Here is a 23,837-nt window from a genome sequence, read left to right as displayed (position 1 = left end):
TAAAAATCACTTTTTATTGATTAAACAGTATCTTATAAGTTACTTTTTAGTGAATTATTTGTTAATTTCATTCCGGAAGAATACGATAACCTAACTTTTGTTCGTAGAAATAATTCTAATAATTAATAATTCACTAAATATTGTAATTGATTAGTTTATAAATGTTTATAAGGGAAAACTCTACTTTTTACGATTTTTTTTCTTTACCTTTGCAGTCCCTTATTATGAAAAAAACTATGTATTGCTGCATAGCTGGATTGTTAACTACAATCCAGGCCTATGCACAGGTGGGAGTTGGTACAAGTGCCCCCAATTCTGTTCTCGATATCAACGGGAAAACCACCTTAAGAAAAGAACTTAGAGTCGGCGGTACTTCGACGTCAGCCGGAAATCCCGGCTTGAATGGCCAGGTATTGGTTTCCCAGGGAGAAGGTTTGCCTCCCGCTTGGAAATCTTTGAATGTTTCCTTCATAGAAGAAGGTCAGTACAGATTAATCAATTCGTACCTCTCAACGGATCAAACGGGTATTACAACTCTTTCTAACGGTATCTTAGGCGACAACGTGTATAAAAACAATGTTGGCGATGACATTACAGATACTACCAAAGGAAAATGGATTAAAATTCCCGGTCTCGAAAACAATTTCACCATTAAAGACAGTAGAAACAGGCTTACGTATCAGTTCCAGACAGGAGTTGAAATGAAAGCTTCATCTGCTACCACATCGCAGAACGTGAGCTTTGCATGTGGAGTATTCAGAAACGGCAGGCTCGTTGCCATACGTCCTGATAAAGTGGCATCTACAAATAATTCTGAAAAAAATGGTATGCAGGAATATGTTTTTACTTTGAATTATACGGAACCTAACGTTCCGGCAGGAGCTCAGAAAATTGAGGTCGCTTGTAGGAAAATTAATGCATCAAGCTCGAACGCCCAGTTTACGATTGGACGAAATGTATCTAATACAAACAACGTTTCAAATGCATTTAATCTGGAATCTGTGATGAAAGTTGATATCATAGAATATGTAAGCTATACCAATTAAACTCTTTTAAAAATAATTCATGAAAAATATATTTTCTATCCTATTCATCGCAATAGGGTTATCCCTCTCTGCTCAAATCGGAATAAAGACAGAATCTCCAAAAGCAAAGCTGGACGTAAACGGAGACGTGAATCTGCGTGGAAAACTTGCTGTTTTGAATGTAACGGACAACAAACTTTACGAAGGAACGGATGCTCAGATTCTGGTTTCTCAGGGGGCTGGATATCCGCCGATCTGGAAGACATTAAGAATTCCGGAATATGAAGCTAATAAATATTACCTGATTTTTAATAATTCATTTGCGGATAATACGGGTGTTTCTTTCACTGCCAGTGAAGAATCTACCATTACTTCAAGATCTGCAACGTTTACTAAAAATAATACGTATAACAATTTTAACAATTTCAAGAAAATCCCCGGACTTACACAGACGATTAATGTTTACAGTACCATAAGTAAAGCATATTTTCAGTTTGAAACCGTAGTTCAGGCTACTTTCGGTGCTGCAGGAACTACGGACAGCTCCATTGATTATGCTTGCGGTATTTTCGTAGATGACAAGCTTGTTAATATAAGACAGGGTAATCTAAAGGCCAGCAGTGCAAATTATCCGTTTCTTACCCATAACCAGATCGGCCTTATCGAAAACCTTTCAAAAGGTGCCCATACTGTAAGTGTGGCATGCTCAAGATTAGATTCTTATAATGTGGGCAATGGTATTACTTTGGGGGTAGGAAGGGCAGTTCAGACCAATATTGACTCCTTCATTGCAGAGTCTTCTTTAAAAGTGGATATCTATGAAGTTCCACAGGTGTTTAACACAATTACAAATTAATACAAATGAAAAAATTATTTCTAATAATAAATTTACTTGCTGTATTTTTTATCAATGCGCAAGTGGGAATCAATACTAATACTCCGGTGAACATGCTTGACATCAACGGTGACCTAAATGTAAGAAAGGAATTAAGAATGGGAGGTACCAACACCGTAAAAGGGTCTGCAGGTGCAGCAGGGACAATTTTTCATAACAGTGCCAGTCCTAATGTAAACGACTGGAAAAGTATTAAGGTTGCAGACGGATTGACAAGTATGTCATTATTTTCCATGAATACACTGGAAGATAAAACCGGAGTATCTTTTTCGGGAGCTAACGGCTCTACTTCGCCTTATACGGAAGGAGGATCCATTACAGCTTCCTGGGGAGTGCTTACAGGAACAGTTTCTACATTTTCTACAACTAATGCTGTTAATAAAGTAACATTTAATTTTCAGACAACGGCCCAGAAAACAGGAAACGGAAACACTTCTACAAGCTTCGCGTGCGGGATTTTTGTAGATGACAAACTAAGAGCTGTAAGAACAGACGTGATTCTGGGAGGCGAAGGAACTAATAAAATTTTTAACCTGAATGCCACACTGGAAAACCTTACCCCGAAAAATAATTATACAGTAAAAGCTGCCTGCATTAAAAGAAATATTAATGACAACACGCTGGGAATCGGCAGAGCGGTGGATACTACTTATCTGAATGCAGACATGTCAAAATCAGTCTTAACAGTATCGGTATTACAACCATATTAATTTGTAAGAATAAATGATAATTTAAAAGTCTAAAAGCGAAAGTTTTTAGACTTTTTTATATAATTCTGAAATTTATTTGGGAATTTTAATTCTTTCATTAGGGAAAATCAATTATATTTGACGGCATTAAAAATTAATATTCTATGACGAAGAAATACTTTCTTTCAACTTTTGCAGCTTTAGCACTTGGGTTTGTAGTATCTTGTGACAATACAACAGATGATCCGCCTAATCAGAATAACAATTCCTCTGGAAGCGGTACTATTACAGGTCCAAGAATTTTAAGTAAAGTAAATATCGGTACAAAAGATATTGAAGAGTACATTACCAACTCGGGTGTTCTTTCTGAAGCATACATGAGAGATGCCGGATCTACCAACACTATTGCGGCTACAGTAACCTATACCGGCAACAAAATCACGAAAATCAAATATCAGGACAATGTAAATCCACATGTAATAGATAATCTGTATAATATTACGTATACAAACGGAAAAATGACAGCTATTACAATGGATCAGACGGTAATGTCTGTTACCAACCACAGTGATTTTGAAGTCCTTTATGATGCAAACGGACAGCTGTACAGAATTGTAGAAAAGAAAAAGCTGGGAGGAAATACCTACACCCATTATGTGGAATACAAATTCACATTCTCAGCAAGCAACGTAGTGAAGATGGATCAGACATCGATGCTCATGAGCGGGGGAACTCCTGATACCTCTACAGCAACTGTAATGTCTTATGCTTATGATAATTATGATGCCAAAATAAATCCTTATACAACACTGCCGAAAGAATATTTCATGGTAACCGGAACAATTACTCCTGTTAATTTTTATATGCTTTCAACCAATAATGTCGGGAAGATTACAATTCAAGGTCCGGCAGGTGCGCCGGTATCTGTTCCTAAAGGATACCTGTATGATTCTCAGAATTATCCGGTTTCTGATCAGAGTCAGGCAGTTAAATACATATACAAACCCTTATAATTTAAGATTATTCTTTTAATAGTTGACCAGAATATAAAGAAATATATGATTTTTATGCAAAAAAAAATTATATTTGTGGAAAAATAAATAATCCCTATTGGAATGAAACGACTTTTTTACTTTATTTTATTATTAGTTGGTGTTTCTACGATCCATTCTTGTAAAGATTTATTAGATGAAGACGGGAATCCATTGCTAGATGTTAATAGCAATACCGGGCTTAATGGTCCGAGAGCCTTATACAGAGAAATTACAAATTCTGATACATTAGCTACGTATTATTACAGCGGATTACACCTGTCTCAAGTGATCAGAGACAGTGCCTCGGTGGCTGATATAGCTTGGAGCGGAGATAAAGTAAGTAAAATTGACTTCAAAGGTTTCCTGGATCTGGATGGTGACGGTGATTTAGATGGAGACAGTATCTCTTTCACGCAGCTGTTTACCTATGGAAGTACAGGAAAGCTGGAATCTATTTCAGAAAACAGATCTTATTTTCACAGGGTAATTGTACCGCCGGCTACTACACCGGGACCACAGACTTTATACAGAAAGACAAAAACGCTTTATAACCTGAAATATGCTGCAGCCACTGCAAAATTGGATTCCATCATTATGAGAACGGGACCTGAGAACCCTGCTACTCCTTTTGCATATACAGATTATTCCAAAACAAAGTATGAATACATTGGAGACAATATTTCCAAGGTAGTAAGACACTATGGACCTATAAACAGTGGCGGAAGTTTTGGTGCAGCTATTGAAAAATATGGATATGATTACGCAGATTATGATGCAAGAATCAGCCCGTTCACATTGGTTCCTACGGCTTACAAAATCTCAAGATTATTGGCTACAGAGATTAATGACGTAGAAAGCTGGATATTATCACCGAACAGCCCGAAAAGATATGCTGTTTCAGATCTTACGCAGCCGATTCCTTCTCCAGTGGTATTCTCTACCAATTATAATTATGATCCTCAGACATACATGACGAAAGGATACGGAGTAAACTATATTTACAAACCATTGTAAAAAATAATTTTAGTAATATTTTAAAACTCAATCTTTCCGAAGGTTGAGTTTTTTATTTTAATGCCTTAATTTTGCAAAAAATTTCTCAATGAAATATTTAATTGTCGGTCTTGGAAACAAAGGCCCGGAATATGAAAATACACGTCACAATATAGGTTTTAAAGTAGCTGAAAAGATCGCGGAAACTTTAGAAGCACCATTTAATACTACAAATTTTGGCTGGATGGCAGACGGAAAGTATAAAGGAAGAAGAGTTTTGGTTCTGAAGCCGGATACTTACATGAACCTTTCCGGGAATGCGGTGAGATATTGGATGCAGAAAGAAAATATCCCATTAGAAAATGTTTTGATTGTAACAGACGATCTGGCCTTGCCGTTCGGGACTTTAAGGATGAAAGGAAAAGGCTCTGATGCCGGGCACAACGGGCTGAAAAATATTAATGAAGTGCTGCAGACACAAAATTATGCACGCCTGCGTTTTGGGATTTCTGCGGATTTCTCTGAAGGCAGGCAGGTAGATTACGTTCTCGGAACCTGGAATGAGCAAGAATCTGAAAAGCTTCCCGAAAGAATAGAGAAGTTTTCCAAAGCATGCCTTTCATTTGTTTTTGCCGGGATCAGCAATACCATGTCAGCTTTTAACGGAAAATAAAGGCGGTTACCTATAAACAACAATATCCTTGATGATCTTTTTCTCAAAAAAATTCCGTTCGCTTACAGTAAAACGGTAATTATGCTCCTGCTCGAAGAATTCAATGGGGGTAGTTGGAACGGTGTCTGCCTTCCATCGTATAATCAGCGTACTTTGGTTTGCGGAACTAATATCCTTTTCTGAAAACCTGAACATGGTGCTTTGCAGAGGCACGCCCGGATCTTCATTTATGTCAGATTTGGCCATTTTAGGCTGCATTTGGGTCATATCTTTTAACAGCAGGGAAAACGGCTTCCCAATATATTTTTCCTTATTGGTTTCGAATTTTTTAAGGTAAGCCAGCGTATCTGTCACAGGCTTTTGGGCCTTTACAAAAACATGTAGGCACAATAAAAAAGCAACCGGAAATATCTTGAAATACATTTTCATAACGATGTACAGTAAATCTGCATCAAATGTAGTTTTTTTGGAGCTTTTTCCCGCTTTCCGCTACAATCTTTTTTTTGCAAAAAAGGATTTTCACTACAATCGGGGCTAGGATTTCAGGATTGGCGGCTTCGGGAGCCTCAGCCACCACAGAGCTTTCAGTCTTTTTTATTAAAAAATTGACGGCACATTACTGAAGCTCCAAATTCACTCCTCCATAGAAGTTGCGAAATCCCAAAGAATTTTTGACGGGTGTTCAATTACATAAAAAAAGACCACCGGAAAACCGATGGCCATGAATTGTACTTTTAAAAATTATTTCCAATCTATCTAACTATAACATTCTTAAAATGTACATTCCATAAGAAAAAGGTGTAAAAAATCTTACAACCAGCTTACAGCGCCTGTTTCAACGTCGTAATTGGCACCTACGATTTTTATTTTACCTTCCTCCTCAAGCTTCTTCAAAGTAGAGCTTTGCTTGCGGATATCTTCTATGGCGTTTTTTACATTTTGATGGTTCAGCCTTTCAAGAAGCGAGCTGTTCTTGGAGGAACGTTCTTCTCCTTCTTCAATAACCTCAGTGATGATAGGATCAAAATGATTGATAAGGTGGTTCAGGTTGTCCATTCCCATCCCTTCGATCTGTGCTGCATCAAGACCTCCTTTCAAAGCGCCGCATTTTGTATGTCCTAAAACAACAATCAGCTTGGAGCCTGCAACGTTACACCCGAATTCCATGGATCCCAAAATATCCTGATTTACGAAATTACCGGCAATCCTGATACTGAAAACGTCGCCCAATCCCTGATCAAAGATAAGTTCTGCAGAAGTACGGCTGTCTATACAGCTTAGGATTACTGCAAAAGGCCACTGTCCTTCACGGGTAGCATTTACCTGCTCCAGAAGGTCTCTGTTTGCCTTTAAGTTGTTTACAAATCTCTGGTTTCCTTCTTTTAAAAAATCTAACGCTTTCTCAGGTGTTATTGTTGTCTGAGTTTCGTAAGTATGTGCTTTCATATAATGTTGTTATATTTTAAAATTAAAAAAAATTGTTTAATAAAGATTACATTGCTCTTCTGTGAGTGATCAGGATGTGAGAATCCTCATCTGTTTCATAATCTTTGTATGATGTTTTGAATCCTAAAAGTTCTACGGTAATATCTTCTTCTTTTGCACGGATATTGGCAAAATCCTGTATCATTTCCAGGACATCTGTTGCAATATACGAGGTCCCTCTTGCATCGATGGTTACTGTAGAATTAGGCTTGATGTTTTTTAGAGTTTTTTTAATGGCTGCTTTATTCAGGAAAGAAACTTCTTCCGCAAGCTTAATATTGATACCGTCTGCATCATCCAGGTTCTCTTTGCTTAAATAGTAAGCTCTTTTCATATTTCCCTGAAGGATATAGAAAATAGAGATGGCAAGGCCTATCGCCACACCTTTCAATAAATCCGTTGCCACAACAGCAACTACCGTTGCCACGAACGGAATAAACTGGAATTTACCTAAATGCCAGAAATGTTTGAACGTAGCAGGCTTCGCCAGTTTATATCCAACCATAATCAGTACCGCAGCTAAAGTGGCCAGTGGAATCAGATTAAGAACTACAGGAATAGAAAGAACACAAATTAGCAGCAAAACCCCGTGAATAATGGTAGAAAGTTTTGAAGTAGCACCAGAATTAGCATTGGCAGAACTTCTTACCACTACCGATGTCATTGGAAGCCCGCCTATGAATGAGCTTACAAGATTACCAATTCCCTGGGCTTTTAGTTCCAGATTGGTATCCGTAATTCTTCTTTGCTGATCCAGCCTGTCTGAAGCTTCAATACAAAGTAGTGTTTCAATAGAAGCTACAATAGCGATGGTTGCTCCCACAATCCATACTTTTGGATTTGTAAATCCGTTAAAATCCGGCATTGTAACGAGGTTTTTAAAATCATCCAGAGATTGGGGAACCGGCAGGGAAACCAAATGCTGGGTTTCGATGGCCAGTGAGCTGCCTGTCATTTTAAAAATCTGATTTAAAACAATTCCCACCACTACTGCCACTAATGCTCCCGGAAGCATTTTTATTCTTTTAAGTGCAGGAATTTTGTCCCATGCAATCAGGATAGCTACGGAAACTAGCGTAACTATAATGGCTCCGGGATGTATAGCCCCGAATAATTCTGTAAAATACCCGAAGTTTAATCCGTTATCAAAAATAGATTCATGACCTTCATAATCTTTATCAAATCCCATTGCGTGAGGGATCTGCTTTAGAATAATAATGATACCGATGGCTGCAAGCATTCCTTCAATAACGTTATTCGGGAAATAATTGGAAATGCTTCCAGCTCTTATAAACCCTAAAACCAGCTGGATAATTCCGGCAATAATTCCGGCACAAAGGAAAAGTTCAAATGCGCCTAAATCCGTAATTGCCGTTAAAACAATGGCTGTTAAACCCGCTGCCGGCCCGGAAACAGAAATGTTAGAATTACTGAGTGTTCCTACAACAATGCCTCCCACAATACCGGCGATAATTCCGGATAATGGCGGAGCGCCTGATGCTAATGCAATTCCTAAACATAGAGGAAGTGCTACTAAAAATACTACGAGTCCTGAAGGGAAATTCTCCTTTATTCCTCCTATTAATGATGTCTTTTTCATGATGCGAAGCTGTGATAATAACCGATTTATCAGTCTTTTAATAAATCAATTATAAAAGATTGGAAATTTAAAATTAAAGCACGTCTATCCGATATCAATTGCTGACACGAATAGTATTAAAAAAATCTAATTTTAAATTTACGCTTCCGGAGGCGGGGAAAATATGGAAAGTAAAGGGGATGGATGAAAGGAATCATCTACAAGTATAAAAGATCCGCCTTCCAGAGACGGCTCGAAAAATTTAAGATAATCAAACACGTCCAACGTTTTTGGAAGTGTCTTTTCATAAACTATAAATGATGAAGGATGAGAATGCGGCTCTTCTTCATTGATCACTACATTGGTTCTTGTAAGATCCCAACCGAAAACAGCAGCCATACCAGGTAATGCTGTAAAGTTTAGAAAAAACAATAATGTAATAATACTCCAGAATTTCATTTTACATCCCTTTTTTGAAAAACTATTTGGTTTTTTTGCTCATCACCCAGTCGGAACTTGTGAGGTTATAGATCTTTTGAATGTCTTTCAGTATTTTTTCGAAATCTATCTCAAGATCAATAATTTTACCTGTTCTGAGGTCAAAAACCCACCCGTGGACCACGGGATATTCTTCTAAAATATATCTTTCCTGCACGCAGGCCATTTTAATTACGTTAATACACTGCTCCTGAACATTCAGCTCTACCAGCCGGTCATATCGCCTGGCTTCATCCTCAATACCATCCAGCTCAGCCTGGTGTAATCTGTACACATCGCGGATATTTCTCAGCCACGGATTCAGTAATCCCAGATCCTGAGGTGTCATTGCTGCTTTCACGCCGCCGCAGTTATAGTGTCCGCAAACAATAATGTGCTTCACTTTCAGGTGTTCCACAGCATATTGAATAACGGCTGTAGAGCTCATGTCCAAAGTATTTACCACATTAGCAATATTCCTGTGGACAAAAACCTCTCCCGGCTTTGCACCCATCAATTCTTCCGCTGTAGCTCTGCTGTCTGAACATCCGATATATAAATAATCCGGTGTCTGGGTTTTTGCAAGCTCATGAAAGAACTCGGGGTTATCTGCAAGTTTTGATTCTACCCATTTTCTGTTGTTCTCAAAAATAACTTCGTACGATTGTGACATAACTTACAATTCTAAAAGATGTGATTATTTATTTCGTTTAAATTATTTTTAAAATCAATAGACCAAATCAATAACTATGCAAAAATATAATTTTTGTAGAGAAAGCAAATACTTTTAACAAAGTTTAATATTAAAATATGCTTAAAATCATCGGTTTTTCAAAATAATCCAGCAAAAAAATCAGCATAAATTTACAAAGTATTCTAATAAAATAGAAATTTTGATATTAAAAAAACAATAATTTAAGCTATTAAACCTTATTATTGATATAACCTTCAGTAGCGTTTTCGCTTGGAGAAATCTTAGCAGGGTTTCCGATAACAATAGAATTATCAGGAACATCAAAGTTAACGTAGGAATTTGGGCCGATCAGCACATTATTTCCTATGGTTACACCACCGACGATCACAGCATTGGTACCAATCCACACGCTATCACCGATTACAGGAAAGCCTGCATTTTTGCCACGGTTCTGCTGCCCGATAGTCACACCCTGAGCGATATTGCAGTTTTTGCCGATTTTTGCTTTTGGGTTAATGACAAGGCTTCCCCAATGCCCAAGGTAGAAACCTTCCCCGATTTCAGTTTCGGGATAGATCTGAAAACCATACTTGATCTGATGCTTTCTTAAAACCAGCCTCCAGAAAAGGCCCGCCAAAGATTTTTTCTTATGCTTTTGTGCCTGTCTTAAAATATAAATGAAATGAAGATTGGGATTTACGCATTTTGCCCAAATCTCAAAAGTAGAAAGCCATTTTCCACTTTCTCTGTAAAAGTCTTTCTGAAGCGTAGAGTACTGATCTGCCATAAAACAAATGTAAGGAAATTGTGATTTTAGGTGATAATTAATTATAATTCATCTAAAACAGATGTAATCTTATTCACGGAATTTTCCAGATTGAACGGCATTTCGTAGCGCTTCAGCTTTTCAGTGTACTGTTCAAAAAATTCTGGTTCAGACAGGGCTTTTTTCATACCGTCATAAATTCCTTCCTCCGAATTTTCCACCACCAGGCCCAGTTCGCCGTTATTCAACATTTCGTTGGCTCCGGAAACTTCGGTGGATATAATTTTCTTTTTTAAAGTGATAGCTTCAAAAAGGACGGTTGGAAAACCTTCATACCTTGAGCTCAGGATATAAAAATCTGCATTTTTAAAATAAGGATAAGGGTTATCTGTAAATCCAAGCATAGTCGCAGAATCATCCACCCCAAGCTCTGATTTTAATTTTTTGATATTTTCAAAATCATAGCCGTCGCCCACGATTAAAATTTTATGCTTGAAACCTTCATCTAAAAGGTGCTTATGAACTTTCAGCAGCCTGTCAAACCCCTTTTGAGGAAATACCGTTCCGACTGAAATAAACGTAGGAAGCGTGCGGTCAAATGTATAATTCAGCACAGGCTGGTCCGCTTTCGAAATAAACTCTTCTGTATCCAGAGGATTATAAATTTTTACAATCTTATCTTTTTCTGCCTGATTTTTAGCTAAACTTAAAAAAAGCTGCTCTATTTTTTCGGAAATCACCATGATTTTATCAAACCCGAAAAATTTTTTGATTTCTTCGTTGGTATAGCCTTTCACCTGAGAAAGATCATTATGGATCCAGACTATTTTTTTAGAATTTTTTAAAGGCGAGCCTAAAACTTCGTCCCTCATTCCATGAATGGCGGCAAATTCTATGTCGTATTGTTTATTGTTTAATTTTCCTTTATACAAGAGGTTTGGGAATCTTTTCAATGTTCCCTGATAAATCACTCTGGCAGCCTTTCTGGGAATTTCATGAGGCCGGTTTGTGGTGATCATTTCACCTTTATTTAGATATAAAATATTGATCCAGGAAGGTACTTCAGGTAAATATTTACCGGAATAAAGATTCAATAGTAAATCAATTTCATATTTATCCTGCGGAAGATTTTTTAAAAAAGTAACCAATACTTTCTCTGCACCGCCATGACGCAGGGAACCAATGCGAATGAGGATTTTCTTTTTTTCAGCCATTTATTTTTTTACAGGTTTATAAATATGAGGGGTGTGTTCCTTAATATACGCTTCCAGTTTTGCCCTTTCCGGCTCCAGTTCTCTTGGGTACATAACGTTGTTTTCCAAAGCTTTATCGCCATATTCTTCAATAGTACAAATGAATTTCGCAGGAGTTCCCGCATAAACGGAATTATCCGGCATACTGGAATTTAGTACAGATCCTGCCCCTAAAATACAATTGTCGCCCATTTGTGAGCCGGGAAGAAAAATACAGTTATTTCCTACAAAACAATTCTTTCCAAGTTTTATTCTGCCGAAATTTCGTGCATCTTCATATTTTTTCATGCTTCGGATCACATACATAGCACCATCATGGTTGATGAATTTACAGCCAGCCGTGATCTTTGTCCTATCACCAATTTCAATTAAAAAAGGTTCTGAACCAAAATCCGGCGCTTCTACGAAAATGACATTTTTCCCAACTTTCAAGCCTCTTGAGATTGAAATTTTAATGTAAATATTTTGAATGATCTTTTGGTAAATGGTATGAAGTTTCAGAATAATACGGTATAAGAAAATCATTGTTCTTTTTTTGCTAAGTTAATAATGATATTTTCAACAGAATCAAAAATCTTCTTGTTGTCAAATTGTTCTTCAATATTTATTAAATTTTCTTTAATCTCCGAAATCAGTTTTGGTTCTGTAAGAAATTTTTTCATGGATTCGTACATTTCATCCGTTTCATAGTTGATGAGGTAGCCTGTTTTTCCATGTTCTATCATTTCAGGGATTCCTCCTACATTGGTTGCGATGATTGGTTTCTGAAGTATAAGGCTGTCTGCAATGATCAACGGCCAGCTTTCGGACTCGGATGGAAGAATGAAAAAGTCTGCAAATTTTACATAAGGATAAGGATTTATAGAAGAGCCCAATAGTTTGAAGCTTTCTGTAACCTTAAGATTTTCAGCTTGTTTTTTCAGATTTCCCATTTCTTCACCGTCACCAATAACAACTATATGATGATCATAGCCGTCTTTAAGTAATTTGGCATGTGCTTCCATAAGTTTATGAAATCCTTTCCTGCTGTGAAGTCTTGCTACAGAAGTAAAAACTGGCTTATCAGGAAATTCTACTTTTATATCCAATGCTTTTTGTTTTATCTCATCAATAGGAATGGCATTTAAGATAACCTGATTTTCAGGTAGGTTGAGGTTGGGGTAAGTTTTTATTAAAATATCTTTTGTTTGTTGGGACCCGAAAATAAAATAATCAAATTTAGGAATCTGCTTTAAAATTTCAGGAACCAAAGGCTGTAATTTGGGAAGTGTAATATCTGAGTGAAACCAGCCAATTTTTTTAGACATTTTATTGGTAGAATTTAAAACGGATGAAAAAGCAGCATAAGTTGGTGCTATTTCCACATCATATTTCTCACCAAGAATCTTATCGGCTATTTTTGGATCTTTTTCAGCTTTGGCAAGTTTCAGCTTTCTTTTTGCCAGCTGAAGCTTTTGAATGAAAGGATTTTGTGATAAATCTTCTTTTCCGTCAGTAAGATAAACCTTTCGGATGTGTTTAGGGAATTCATTTCTGAGCTCTCCCTGGTTAATATTTAAACAAATTGTAAGATCAAATTTTTCCCTGTTGAGGTTATTGAGCATGCTTAAAACCACTTTTTCCACCCCTCCCATTTCCATAGACCGGTGCCTGAAAAGCACCTTGATTTTTTTGTTGTCTGCCATTAGCCAAATATTTTTTGTAAAAAAATAATCAAATTTTTCCTAATACGAAAAATTGTTTTGTTTTGATACTCTAAAAGAGCAAAAATTTCCTGAGGATCGGTATAGCTTTCAGGAACAGGCTTGCCGTTTATTTTTTTGAGATTCCTGCGCTGCATGGCTTCCCAGATAGAGCGGGCATAGTAGCTGTAGGATTTTCCTTTATTTTCATTTTGGGAGATTCCCCCTGCATGAGCTCTGTAAAGATAATCTGTCTGATTAATAAAATATGCATCGCCTACCTCATACAATTTGAAATAAAGATCCTGGTCTTCTGCAATTTTAAGCTCGGGATTTATTCTTGGTCCGCGTAAGTAAACATCCCTGCGAAAAGCTACGAACGGCGCAATCTGTATCGGAAAATTGAAAAAAGTTTTCTGCCTGTTCGGAACCTGCATTGCTGCACGGAATTCTTTCAAAATATTCAGGTTTTGATCACATTTTGCCAGTCTGGAATAGGTGAGGACTACATTTTTTTTCTTTTCCAGAACTTTCATGGCACTTTGTATGGCATTGGGCTTAATGACATCATCGGGATCCAGGTATCCGCATATATCCCCGGTAGCATCTTCAATAAGTTTTGCTTTGGTAACGCCTACACCGTAATTCTCCTCATTTTCGTATAATTTGAATCTGTTATCATCGCCTATTATCTTTTTTATGACTTCTACAGAATCATCCGTAGATCTGTCATCAATAATAATTACTTCCCAGTTTTTATATTCCTGATTCAGAATAGAGTCGTAGCAGTCTTTAAAGAATTTGCCGTTATTATAATTGGCAATTAATACAGAAAATTTCATCATGTTTGTGTTAATAATTTTTTACAAATATAATTATATATTAAAAATAAGAGAAAAATCTTTATTTTTGTGTCCTAAATTTAACACAGTGAGTGAAATATCAAGAGTTCTCAAAACATTTATTGCCTATCTGAAAAGACCTGATCTTTATCCTGAATTAGGAAGAAAAATCATCAAGAACACCGTCAACAGAGGGAATGCATTTAAAGGAAAGGATAAAACCAATTCCTGGGCAGCTTCAAGAGCAATTACGCAGAAAGAAGCAGTTTCCAAGCTTTTCGGGATTGATATTGACCCGTTCAGATCTTTATATGCAGACATTTTAAAAGTTTCTGAGCAAAGGGAAAAGGATTGCCCCATCAAAATGGGCGGACCGGGTGCGTTGGAATTGATTTACTATTCCTGTGAATTCACCAATGCGAAAAATGCCGTGGAAACGGGTGTTGCTTATGGATGGTCTTCTTTGGCCGCATTGCTTTCACTGGAGAAAAGAAGGGGAACTTTATACAGTTCGGATATGCCGTATCTGGCTCAGGACGGCGATCAGTATGTGGGGTATGTGGTTCCGGAAAACCTTAAGCCAAACTGGAAATTATTCCGTTTTGCGGATAAGGAATCTCTTCCGAAAATCTTTGCAGACAATACCACTTTTGATGTGGTGCATTATGATTCAGATAAAAGCTACAACGGAAGATTCTGGGCATATAATGAGCTTTACAAACATTTGAGAGCAGGAGGTGTTTTCATCAGTGATGATATCGGGGATAATTCTGCTTATCAGGATTTCTGTGAAAAAAATAATATTGAGACCACCGTGGTGGAATATGAAGGGAAATACATTGGTGTTTTTGTAAAATAAAAGCATTTAAGCGTATTTTTGGCCCGTGAAAATCAGTCAGATTACTTTTACGCGATTTGTAGCGGCTATTGCAATTGTTATTTCTCATTTTAACAAGGATTTATTTTTATATAAAATCAAATATATCTCCGATATTTTCCTCAGGGCGAATATCGGAGTTAGTTATTTCTTCATTCTTTCGGGCTTCATCATGATTGTAGCCTATCACAGGAAGGCAAAAATTGATTATCTTGATTTTTACAGGAACAGGTTTGCAAGAATTTATCCGCTGTATGTTTTGGGGCTGCTTTTGTATCTTGTTACAAAATATTCGGGTTTTAGCTTTTACAGGCTTTTTCTTTATCTTTCAGGACTTCAAAGCTGGATTCCGGGTGATGCTTTGGTATTGAATTTTCCGGGATGGTCTATCTCAGTCGAATTTTTATTTTATCTGATTTTTCCTTTGCTTTATAATCATTTTTATTCGAAAGAAAATAAAAGTATCTGGGTTATAACGGCTCTTATCTGGATCGGAACTCAGTTTTTTACAAACCTTTATGTGAATTCCGGCGCTTACAAAGGGCCGCATACCGTGAGCTATGAGTTTATCCATTATTTCCCTCTTCTTCATGTTAACGAATTTTTGGCGGGAAACCTTGCAGGCTTATTTTTCATAAAAAATTTCAGAGAAAGGAATTATGATATTACGATTGTATTAATTTTCACGGCAGTTTTATTGAGTCTGATTTTTATTCCGTTAAATTTCCACAATGGTTTAATGGCGGTTTTATTTATCCCTTTGATCTATTTTATCTCATGCAATAAGGGGCTTTTGACAACCGTATTTTCGCTGAAGCCTCTGGAATATTTAGGTGAAATCAGCTATGCGGTGTACATTGTGCATATTCCTGTTTTATATATTTTAAGAATGGTTTTATGGGAATATTTCCAGATTTATGAAAGTAATTCCGTGTTCTGGATTTACATGGCTGTACTGCTGTTGGTTTCTGCTGTTTTTTACCAGTTTATTGAAAAACCGCTGAGAGAATATTTAAAAAAACTGAAAGTCAGATAAAAATCTTTATTTTTGCTAAACATAAATGAACACCTTATGATTAAAAAGAAGTTCCCTTCATCACTTTTTACCATTAAAAACATCCTTTTTTGCAGATATAATCTTTTGAATTATCAAAGAATTAAATTTTAAGATATGCTGTTTAATTCCATTGGTTTTCTCATTTTTCTGCCAATAGTTTTTATTCTTTACTGGTTTGTATTTAATAAAAAGTACCAGCATCAGAACCGGCTTCTTCTTTTTGCAAGCTTTTATTTTTATGCCTGCTGGGACTGGAGATTTCTTTTCTTACTGATGTTTTCCATTGGTTTGGATTTCTTTTCTGGAATTCAGATTGAAAGGAGTAAAAACAAAAAGCAGGCGCAATTCTGGCTTGCTTTAAGTATTATAATTAATCTGGGGTTTTTAGGTTTTTTTAAATATTACAATTTTTTTGTAGAAAGCTTTTCTGAATTATTATTGGGATTTGGTTTCCACGCCAATGTATGGCTGCTGAAAATTGTGCTTCCTGTAGGAATCTCATTTTATACATTTCACGGGCTTTCTTATATCATTGATATTTATAAAAAAAGAATTCCTGCCGAGAAAAACTTTATTGATTATGCCGTTTTTGTGAGCTATTTTCCGCTATTGGTAGCCGGGCCTATTGAGAGGGCAACCCATCTTTTGCCTCAGATTCAAAAAAAGAGATCTTTTAATTATGAGCAGGCGGCAGACGGAATGCGGCAGATCCTTTGGGGGTTTTTTAAGAAAATTGTAATTGCGGATAATTGTGCTCCGCTTGTAAATGATATTTTTGCGAATTATCATACAGAAAGCCCCGGGACTCTTGTTTTGGGCGCTGTTTTATTTGCTTTCCAGATTTATGGAGATTTCTCAGGATATTCTGATATTGCCTTAGGAGTGTCCAGGCTGTTTGGTATTGAACTGCTTAAAAACTTTGCATTTCCTTATTTTTCCAGGGATATTGCAGAATTCTGGAGAAGATGGCATATTTCACTCTCATCCTGGTTCAGGGATTACCTTTATATACCTTTGGGCGGAAGCAAAGGCGGACTTGGAATGAAAATACGGAATACTTTCATAATTTTCCTCGTCTCGGGGTTCTGGCATGGCGCCAATTGGACTTTCATTATCTGGGGAGGGCTGAATGCTTTGTACTTTATGCCGCTGCTTGTGGCTGATAAAAACAGGCAAAATCTGGAAGTTGTGGCAATGGACAGGCTGTTACCTTCATTTAGGGAAATTTTTCAGATCCTGATTACTTTTGCGCTTACATGCTTTGCGTGGATTTTCTTTAGAGCTGCATCCGTCTCGGAGGCGGTATCTTATATAAGAAGAATTTTTGATCCTTCGGTATTTGCTATTCCCGCTCATCTTCCCTACAAAGTAATGGCTCTTATTACATTTATGCTAATTATTGAATGGATGAACCGCAGCAGGTTTCACGGACTGGAGATTGAAAGATTCCATCCGTGGATCAGAAGGGTTTTGTATGTAATAGTTACTTATATTATTCTCCGCTATGCTAATTTCGGGAATAATGAATTTATTTATTTCCAATTTTAGAATGAAAAAATTTTTCTTCAAAATATCATTTTATCTCGTAGGCTGCATTGCTCTGCTGGCTGTGTTAGGGTCATTCGCGGATGGCAATACAGATGATAATTATATGCATTTTGCCGTGGAAAAGCCCCACAATATTATTTTGGGAGATTCCAGAGGTTCTCAGGCTGTTGTGCCAAGTATTTTACAGCAAAAGCTTCACAAGAAATTTGATAATTTCGCCCTAAATGTTGTAGAATCACCTTACGGACCCATTTATCTGAAAGCGTTAAAAAGAAAGATTAATCCGGATACTAAAAACGGAATATTTATCTTAACAGTTGATCCATGGAATCTATCTTTGGGTAAAACAACTCAAAGACTTGAAGATTTTCCGGAGACAAAATCTCCACTGAACAAAATGTATTTCTATGACCTTTCTCCCAATTATGAATATCTTATAAAAAATTATACGAGAAGCTGGTTCAAAATTTTTAGCGAAAGGGAAGCAAACGGAAGATCCAGTACTTTTTTACATAAGGACGGCTGGCTGGAAGTAAGCGTAAATATGAATAAAGATTCTGTTGCAGCGAGAGAAAATGAAAAAATTGATATTTTTTATACAGATTTATCTAAAAAGCAGGCAGTATCGCAAATGAGAATAAATGCTCTGGAAGATATTATAAAGTTTCTAAAGCCAAAAGGAACTGTCTATCTTGTAAGAATTCCCACATCCGAAAGACTTACAAAGCTTGAAGAATCTTATTCGCCTGATTTTAATCAAAAAATGGAAGCAATTTCTAAGAAATATGCTGTTTCCTATTTTGATTTTTCAAAAGAATCTAATTCCTACGAATATACGGACGGAAATCACATGTATAAAGAGTCAGGAAAGGTTTTTACATCAAAAGTTGCAGATTCAATTCTTTTCAGCACGAAAATTTTAAAATAAATCTTTTCGGAAATTAATATTATAAAGTCCGGACCGGATGCTTGGATAGTCTGAGATCAGGTATTTAGCAATCATTCCCCATTTCTGTAAACCGGGTGCAAGCGCAATTTCATAGCTTCTGTGCATCCTTCTGATATGTTTTTTAACATCTTCAGGAATGGTAGTTTCATTGTCAGACCAGTTTTTTATTTCCCTCCAGAGTAAAACTTTGGTCGTAGCCGGCTTTATTTTTTTTGTGTCAACAGCTGTTATTCTATTGCTTTCATGAACTCCTCTTACAGCTACTGCTTCATCTAGAATTCCTGGGTAAAGATCAAGATAATAGGATAATCTGAATAAGAATTCCGTGTCCTGATGAAGCCTTAAATTTGTTTTAAAAAAAGGATTTAATTTTTTTACTAAAGCATCCCTCCTGATCGTCAATGTATCAATGCTGAAAAGCCCGAAGCTCCCTTTCATGCTTATTTGCCCCGGAAAAACATCTTTAGGATCGTATCTTTTATAAACAGTTGTTAAACGGTCTCCAAACAAATGATAATACTGTTCTTTAGCCTTTTCAGAATAATAATGTACACCTAAAGCTCCATAAACACCTTCTACTTTTGGATCTTTGAAAAGCTCTCTTTCTGCATCAAAACGATTAGGAAGATAGTAATCATCAGCGTCAAGGAATGCGATGAAATCTCCTGTTGCCATTTCCAGTCCGAGGTTTCTGGTAGGGCCCGCCCCGTGATTTTCTTTATCCGGGTGTTGAAAAAGCCTTACCCTATCGTGTTTTTCAGCCAGCAGTCTGCAGACTTCCAATGCGTTGTCCGGAGATTTGTCTTCCACCAAAACCACTTCAAACACTTCATCAAACTGTAGAGCAGATTCCACAGCCTGGGTTACATATTTTTCGGCATTGTAAACAGGGATAATTACGGAGATTTTCATTGAGTAATGTGTTTTGAATATTTTAAATAATGGTCTCTAATGGCAGGCTTTCCTTGTTATTAGTTGCTTATCTGTAATAATTAAATCGGTATTTTGTCTTTAATATTTCAGGATTTTTAATGCTTTCCAAAAGAATATTGCTGTATTTTGCCAATCCTTTTTTTTGCGAAAGGTCAAAAGATTTAAAGCTTAAATAAATTCTTTTTTTGTACTCCGAAGCCAAATTATTTTCGCTGGCCCAATCATACAGGGATTTCCAGTAAATATACTGTCTTTGATTGTACTGAGGCGAGTACTGGACGATTTTTGTAATCCTGTTATCATCATGAATTCCTCTTATGGCAACAGCTTTGTCAATAATTCCGGATTTCAGGTAACAATGATAAGAAAGCTTAATATTAAAATCAGAATCCTGATGTACCCGAAGGTTTTCATTAAACCGAAGCTTGTTTCTTTCCAGTGCAGATTTTCTGATGGTTAATGCATTCAGATGAAAAAAGGTTCCGAATTTTTTTGGAGTTAAGCTTAATAATCCTCTGAAAACTTCTTCACCTTCCGCCGGATAACTTACAGTTGTAAGGGCTGCATCCTTGAACTTGGTTTCATATTCCTGCCGGCCTTTCTCCGTTAAATATTCTACTCCGATAGCCCCAAAAATTCCTTCGATTTTAGGATCTTCGAAAGCTGTTTTCTCAGCGTCAAATCTATTGGGAAGATAATAATCATCAGCATCTAAAAATGTGATGAAACTTCCCGTTGCCTTTTCTATTCCGAGATTTCGTGTGGCCCCGGCCCCGTGATTTCCCTGGTCAGGGTGCTGAAACAGTTTAATTTTAGGGTTTTGTAAAGCGAGTTCACGGCATATTTCCAAAGAATTGTCTGTAGATTTATCTTCCACCAGAATAATTTCTTTTACCTCTTCGAAATGTGCGGCAGAATCTACAGATTTTTCCAAAAACTGTCCTGCATTATATACCGGTATGATGACGGAAATATCAAGCATTATAAAACGTTTTGGTTATTGTGAGCCCAAAGAGCCAGCTGTAAAAGATTCCAGTGCTTGTGGTCTTTTTTCAGGAAGTTCTGAGTAGCTTTAAAATCAATAAAATTAAATATTTTCTGATCAGGATTTTTCAGCAGGTCATTGGACAGGCTAACAAGGTTTTCCTCTTCAAACCAGCTTTTTACGCTCATTCCAAAGCCCTGTTTATGGCGGTTCCTGATTGTTTCCGTCCAGTAAGATCCCATCGCTTCCCGAAGAATGATCTTATCACTGTCATTGTCAAGCTTTAGCTGTTCAGGAAGCTGGATGCAAAATTCTGCAAAATCGATATCAAGAAAAGGTGTTCTCACTTCAAGAGAATTGGCCATGGCCATTCTGTCTGATTTTACCATCATATTTCCCGGAACATAACCTTCAAGGTCTACTCTCATAATGTCATTCAATGAATCCGGATTTGGAGCAAAGCTGTATGGCTGGGCATATGAAGCAGAAATTCCTAAGGCATTTTTTTCTTCTTTATTAAAGGAATTTCTTACAAAATTTTGATGAAAATCCAGGATATTATCATGTGCCAGATTTTTTTGCGTAATAAAAGAAGTTGGCCTTAATTTTTGATATAATTTTAATCCGAATTTAGCAATAATGTTATTGTAGCTGAAATGTTTTCTTAATTGATTTTCAACCCGGTAGAAGTTATATCCGCCAAATAATTCATCACCTACATCACCGGAAAGAACTACGGTAAGGTTTTTCTTTGCATTTCTGCAGATTTCAAAATGCGGAATGAAAGAAATATCGGCAAAAGGTTCATCAAAAAAAGGAGAAATTTTCAGAAGTGATGTCGCCAGATCTTCTTTCTTTTCGTGAACTTCAATATGGTTTGTTTTATATTTTTCGGCTATTTCTTTAGCGTATTTTAATTCGCTGTCCTCATGGTCATAACCAAAGCTTATGGTTGTCTGTTTAGGTAAAAACTCTGCCACCAATGCTACGATGGAGGAGGAATCCAAGCCTCCGCTTAAAAAACTTCCTACTTCCACGTCAGCAATAAGCTGCTTCTGAACGGCATTTTTTAAAAGATAAATAAATTCTTCCTTTGCATCAGATAAGCTTAAAACCCGGTCTTTTGCCGGTAAGCTGTAATATCTTGAAACAGAAACTTTTCCATCTTTCCAGATCAGCTGATGAGCAGGGGGAAGCGTGTGGATATTTTCATAAATGCTGTGATAGGTACTCACATAGCCATACTGCAAATAGTAGGAAATAGCTTCCTGATTCACTTTCGGCTGGATAAGCCCTGAAGCAAGGATCGCTTTTATCTCTGAAGCGAAAATAAATTCATTGTTTTTCCCGATTGCGTAAAAGAAAGGCTTTTCTCCAAACCGATCTCTCGCACAAAATAATTCCTGTTTTCCATTATCCCAAATGGCAAAAGCAAACATTCCCGGCAGATCATGAATGAGATTTTCCTGTTTTCTCTGATACATGGCAAGAATCACTTCCGTATCAGAACTGCCTTTATAGGGATATTCCGGGTATTGGGCCTTGATATTCTGGTAGCCGTAGATCTCACCGTTCAAAACAATGCATTCATTTTTTGTGCTGGAAAGCATAGGCTGTTTTCCATTATCGGAAAGGTCTATGATTGAAAGTCTGCGATGGCCTAAAGCCGCATTTTCATAAAATTCAAAATCAGAAGAATCAGGACCGCGATGCGCCATGGCATCTGTCATTTTTTTGAGTTCTTCCTGATAATTTCGTGCATTGTTAGCAATTATTCCGGCTATTCCACACATTTGCTTTTAATTTTTTTGATATTGGGAGGGAATGTATAATGTAAATCTTCCGGTTTTTACAATTTGATAATTCTCCGGATGGTTTACGAACTCTAAAGGTACAATTTCTTTTGGACTAAAAGGATAATCGTTACTTTCTATGTAAATAAAATCATCTGGAGTTTTCTTTTCTTTTTCTATTATAAATTTAATATAATCTTTTAATGTAAAATAATAATAAATAGGTGGTTTTGCATTTAAAATGTATAGATAACCCATCAAATGATTGCTTGAATAGATTACGTTGGGCTGATTTTCCAGATATGGACGAAGATCTTCTATATCTTTTTTTCTTCCTTTGTCTAAATATAAATCAAAACCATTAACCTTTACTTTTTCTGTCTGCTCTGTAAAAACAAAATCTTTCCAGCCTTTATCTTTTAAAATATGAGGAAATGCAATAATCATGATGGATATCTTTACCAGATATCCTGCAATCCATAAGTTATTTTTATAAAGTTTTGTAAGACAAATAAATATAAGGAGAAAATAATAAAATTTATAAGCATTAAGCCTTAGGTGGAACCATGTCTGTGAACCGAAAGCCAGGCAATAGGGTATTATTAAAAGTAAAATAATCACATATTTATTTTTTAAAGCTTCAGTTTTTTCAACCCAGAATCTTAACGCCAGCAAATGAGTAAAAAGAATGAAAGAGAATATGTAAAATTCATATTTAAAACAAAATAGCAGAATTGTGATACTACCCAATACAGCTAATATTTTATCTAGAATATGTATTGAATTTTCTGAAAATTTTGATTTCCATAATATGAAATAACCAATAGCAGTCGGTAAAATAGCATTGAGGAAAAGATAAACGCACCATAAAACCATAAAAGTTTTTGAATGCTGCTTTCTATGAAAGCTGAGGTATTCTTTAAGGAATTTAAATTGAAAAATAAAATTATCTACAGTGTCTAAAAATGTAAAGTAAATGATGACTCCGATGATATAGCCCGAAAAAAAGTATAATAAGTTTGATTTTCGGTTTTCCGAATCGCTCAGAATGAAAAAAATAAGGATAGGAATAATAACTACCGCATGTGAATTTCCGTTGAATAAAACAAAAGACAAAACAAATCCTGAGAATATCAGTATAAATTGTCTTCTGATTATTAATGATAGAAGCATTAATGATACGCCTATATTCACAAGAATGGTATTGCCGATATACTGCTGAATAATCAGGTTGCTGATATTCCAGCTTTCAAATCCTATAAAAATTCCTAACAGGCTGTAAAAATATAATCTATTATTAAATTTTAAATATTTGAAAACAGTAATGCAAAGCAAAAAATTGCTTAAAACTAAAGCTGTTATTGAAATAATCCTGAAATGATAAATGTTCGGCGTGTACAGAAACCTGAATATTCTAAAAAAATTGGTTCTGTCAAAACTCAGATAATCACCATGATTACTGTAATACGAAAGGTAATAAGCTTCATCATTGAAAATAAACCCTTTATCAAGATTATCATAAGTGATATAAGCCAAAAATACAGCTCCGAATAGAAATACAATGCAGGCAAAAAAATATGCGGGATTTTGAAGCAGTTTCTTCATACA

Annotated in this window: 24 protein-coding genes; 10 read left to right on the top strand and 14 right to left on the bottom strand. The window is 36.3% G+C overall.

What is annotated here, in order from left to right; genetic code table 11:
• Nucleotides 1–224 precede the first annotated feature (224 nt).
• The 6 genes from H560_RS0112885 (at nt 225) to pth (ending at nt 5,309) form a co-directional block, all read left to right on the top strand.
• Entirely contained in the window at nt 225–1,046 is an 822-nt protein-coding gene (locus H560_RS0112885; RefSeq protein ID WP_027380425.1) for a hypothetical protein, read from the top strand.
• Nucleotides 1,047–1,065: 19 nt separating this feature from the next.
• Nucleotides 1,066–1,881 carry a hypothetical protein gene (locus H560_RS0112880; RefSeq protein ID WP_027380424.1) on the top strand — a complete coding sequence of 272 codons (816 nt, stop codon included), beginning with the start codon at nt 1,066–1,068 and terminating at the stop codon, nt 1,879–1,881.
• Nucleotides 1,882–1,886: 5 nt separating this feature from the next.
• Nucleotides 1,887–2,630 carry a hypothetical protein gene (locus H560_RS0112875; RefSeq protein ID WP_027380423.1) on the top strand — a complete coding sequence of 248 codons (744 nt, stop codon included), beginning with the start codon at nt 1,887–1,889 and terminating at the stop codon, nt 2,628–2,630.
• A 143-nt stretch (nt 2,631–2,773) separates the two neighbouring features.
• The gene (locus tag H560_RS0112870; protein ID WP_027380422.1) at nt 2,774–3,622 is read left to right on the top strand and encodes a hypothetical protein; all 849 of its coding nucleotides are present in this window, start codon (nt 2,774–2,776) and stop codon (nt 3,620–3,622) included.
• A 102-nt stretch (nt 3,623–3,724) separates the two neighbouring features.
• Nucleotides 3,725–4,657 (top strand): hypothetical protein, encoded by a 933-nt coding sequence (locus tag H560_RS0112865; protein ID WP_027380421.1) that lies wholly within the window; start codon nt 3,725–3,727, stop codon nt 4,655–4,657.
• 88 nt (nt 4,658–4,745) lie between these two features.
• On the top strand, nt 4,746–5,309 hold the full coding sequence (gene pth, locus H560_RS0112860; RefSeq protein WP_027380420.1) for an aminoacyl-tRNA hydrolase: 564 nt from the start codon (nt 4,746–4,748) through the stop codon (nt 5,307–5,309).
• A 6-nt stretch (nt 5,310–5,315) separates the two neighbouring features.
• On the opposite strand, the gene H560_RS21590 is transcribed toward pth, so the two are convergent.
• The 10 genes from H560_RS21590 to H560_RS0112800 form a co-directional block, all read right to left on the bottom strand.
• Nucleotides 5,316–5,738: a hypothetical protein gene (locus H560_RS21590; protein WP_051289327.1), complete on the bottom strand. Its 423-nt coding sequence runs from the start codon at nt 5,736–5,738 to the stop codon at nt 5,316–5,318.
• A gap of 381 nt (nt 5,739–6,119) precedes the next feature.
• A complete protein-coding gene (locus tag H560_RS0112840; RefSeq protein WP_027380419.1) occupies nt 6,120–6,755 on the bottom strand; it encodes a carbonic anhydrase family protein in 636 nt (211 codons plus the stop codon).
• A gap of 46 nt (nt 6,756–6,801) precedes the next feature.
• Nucleotides 6,802–8,394: a SulP family inorganic anion transporter gene (locus tag H560_RS0112835; RefSeq protein ID WP_027380418.1), complete on the bottom strand. Its 1,593-nt coding sequence runs from the start codon at nt 8,392–8,394 to the stop codon at nt 6,802–6,804.
• A 138-nt stretch (nt 8,395–8,532) separates the two neighbouring features.
• The gene (locus tag H560_RS0112830) at nt 8,533–8,832 is read right to left on the bottom strand and encodes a hypothetical protein (RefSeq protein WP_027380417.1); all 300 of its coding nucleotides are present in this window, start codon (nt 8,830–8,832) and stop codon (nt 8,533–8,535) included.
• 22 nt (nt 8,833–8,854) lie between these two features.
• A complete protein-coding gene (locus H560_RS0112825) occupies nt 8,855–9,523 on the bottom strand; it encodes a carbonic anhydrase (RefSeq protein WP_027380416.1) in 669 nt (222 codons plus the stop codon).
• A 250-nt stretch (nt 9,524–9,773) separates the two neighbouring features.
• On the bottom strand, nt 9,774–10,331 hold the full coding sequence (locus H560_RS0112820; protein ID WP_027380415.1) for a serine acetyltransferase: 558 nt from the start codon (nt 10,329–10,331) through the stop codon (nt 9,774–9,776).
• A 41-nt stretch (nt 10,332–10,372) separates the two neighbouring features.
• Nucleotides 10,373–11,524, bottom strand: coding sequence for a glycosyltransferase (locus tag H560_RS0112815; protein WP_027380414.1), 1,152 nt, complete (start codon nt 11,522–11,524; stop codon nt 10,373–10,375).
• The gene (locus H560_RS0112810; protein WP_027380413.1) at nt 11,525–12,088 is read right to left on the bottom strand and encodes an acyltransferase; all 564 of its coding nucleotides are present in this window, start codon (nt 12,086–12,088) and stop codon (nt 11,525–11,527) included.
• Nucleotides 12,085–13,248 carry a glycosyltransferase gene (locus H560_RS0112805; RefSeq protein ID WP_027380412.1) on the bottom strand — a complete coding sequence of 388 codons (1,164 nt, stop codon included), beginning with the start codon at nt 13,246–13,248 and terminating at the stop codon, nt 12,085–12,087. The genes H560_RS0112810 and H560_RS0112805 overlap by 4 nt, the downstream gene beginning before the upstream one ends.
• Complete coding sequence (locus H560_RS0112800) at nt 13,248–14,090, bottom strand: glycosyltransferase family 2 protein (RefSeq protein WP_228372472.1); 843 nt, start codon at nt 14,088–14,090, stop codon at nt 13,248–13,250. The genes H560_RS0112805 and H560_RS0112800 overlap by 1 nt, the downstream gene beginning before the upstream one ends.
• 85 nt (nt 14,091–14,175) lie before the next feature.
• On the opposite strand from H560_RS0112800, the gene H560_RS0112795 reads away from it, so the two are divergent.
• The 4 genes from H560_RS0112795 to H560_RS0112780 all read left to right on the top strand — a co-directional run bounded on the left by H560_RS0112795 (nt 14,176) and on the right by H560_RS0112780 (nt 18,497).
• On the top strand, nt 14,176–14,946 hold the full coding sequence (locus tag H560_RS0112795; RefSeq protein WP_027380410.1) for a class I SAM-dependent methyltransferase: 771 nt from the start codon (nt 14,176–14,178) through the stop codon (nt 14,944–14,946).
• A gap of 25 nt (nt 14,947–14,971) precedes the next feature.
• Entirely contained in the window at nt 14,972–16,000 is a 1,029-nt protein-coding gene (locus H560_RS22740; protein ID WP_081413975.1) for an acyltransferase family protein, read from the top strand.
• 135 nt (nt 16,001–16,135) lie between these two features.
• Nucleotides 16,136–17,569 carry an MBOAT family O-acyltransferase gene (locus H560_RS0112785; protein ID WP_027380409.1) on the top strand — a complete coding sequence of 478 codons (1,434 nt, stop codon included), beginning with the start codon at nt 16,136–16,138 and terminating at the stop codon, nt 17,567–17,569.
• A gap of 1 nt (nt 17,570) precedes the next feature.
• The gene (locus tag H560_RS0112780) at nt 17,571–18,497 is read left to right on the top strand and encodes a hypothetical protein (RefSeq protein ID WP_228372471.1); all 927 of its coding nucleotides are present in this window, start codon (nt 17,571–17,573) and stop codon (nt 18,495–18,497) included.
• Here H560_RS0112780 and H560_RS0112775 read toward each other — a convergent pair.
• The 4 genes from H560_RS0112775 to H560_RS0112760 form a co-directional block, all read right to left on the bottom strand.
• Nucleotides 18,489–19,430 carry a glycosyltransferase family 2 protein gene (locus H560_RS0112775; protein WP_027380407.1) on the bottom strand — a complete coding sequence of 314 codons (942 nt, stop codon included), beginning with the start codon at nt 19,428–19,430 and terminating at the stop codon, nt 18,489–18,491. The genes H560_RS0112780 and H560_RS0112775 overlap by 9 nt on opposite strands.
• A gap of 67 nt (nt 19,431–19,497) precedes the next feature.
• Nucleotides 19,498–20,433, bottom strand: a complete 936-nt coding sequence (locus H560_RS0112770) for a glycosyltransferase family 2 protein (RefSeq protein WP_027380406.1) — start codon at nt 20,431–20,433, stop codon at nt 19,498–19,500.
• Complete coding sequence (asnB, locus tag H560_RS0112765) at nt 20,433–22,229, bottom strand: asparagine synthase (glutamine-hydrolyzing) (protein ID WP_027380405.1); 1,797 nt, start codon at nt 22,227–22,229, stop codon at nt 20,433–20,435. Before asnB ends, H560_RS0112770 begins: the two co-directional genes overlap by 1 nt.
• Before the next feature lie 6 nt (nt 22,230–22,235).
• Nucleotides 22,236–23,834, bottom strand: a complete 1,599-nt coding sequence (locus H560_RS0112760) for a hypothetical protein (RefSeq protein WP_027380404.1) — start codon at nt 23,832–23,834, stop codon at nt 22,236–22,238.
• Between the last annotated feature and the right edge of the window lie 3 nt (nt 23,835–23,837).

Origin of the sequence: Chryseobacterium daeguense DSM 19388 (assembly GCF_000430825.1) — a bacterium.
Taxonomy (GTDB): Bacteria; Bacteroidota; Bacteroidia; order Flavobacteriales; family Weeksellaceae; genus Chryseobacterium; species Chryseobacterium daeguense.
The sequence above is the reverse complement of the archived record's forward strand: the minus strand, read 5'-3'. Positions and strand labels throughout refer to the sequence as shown.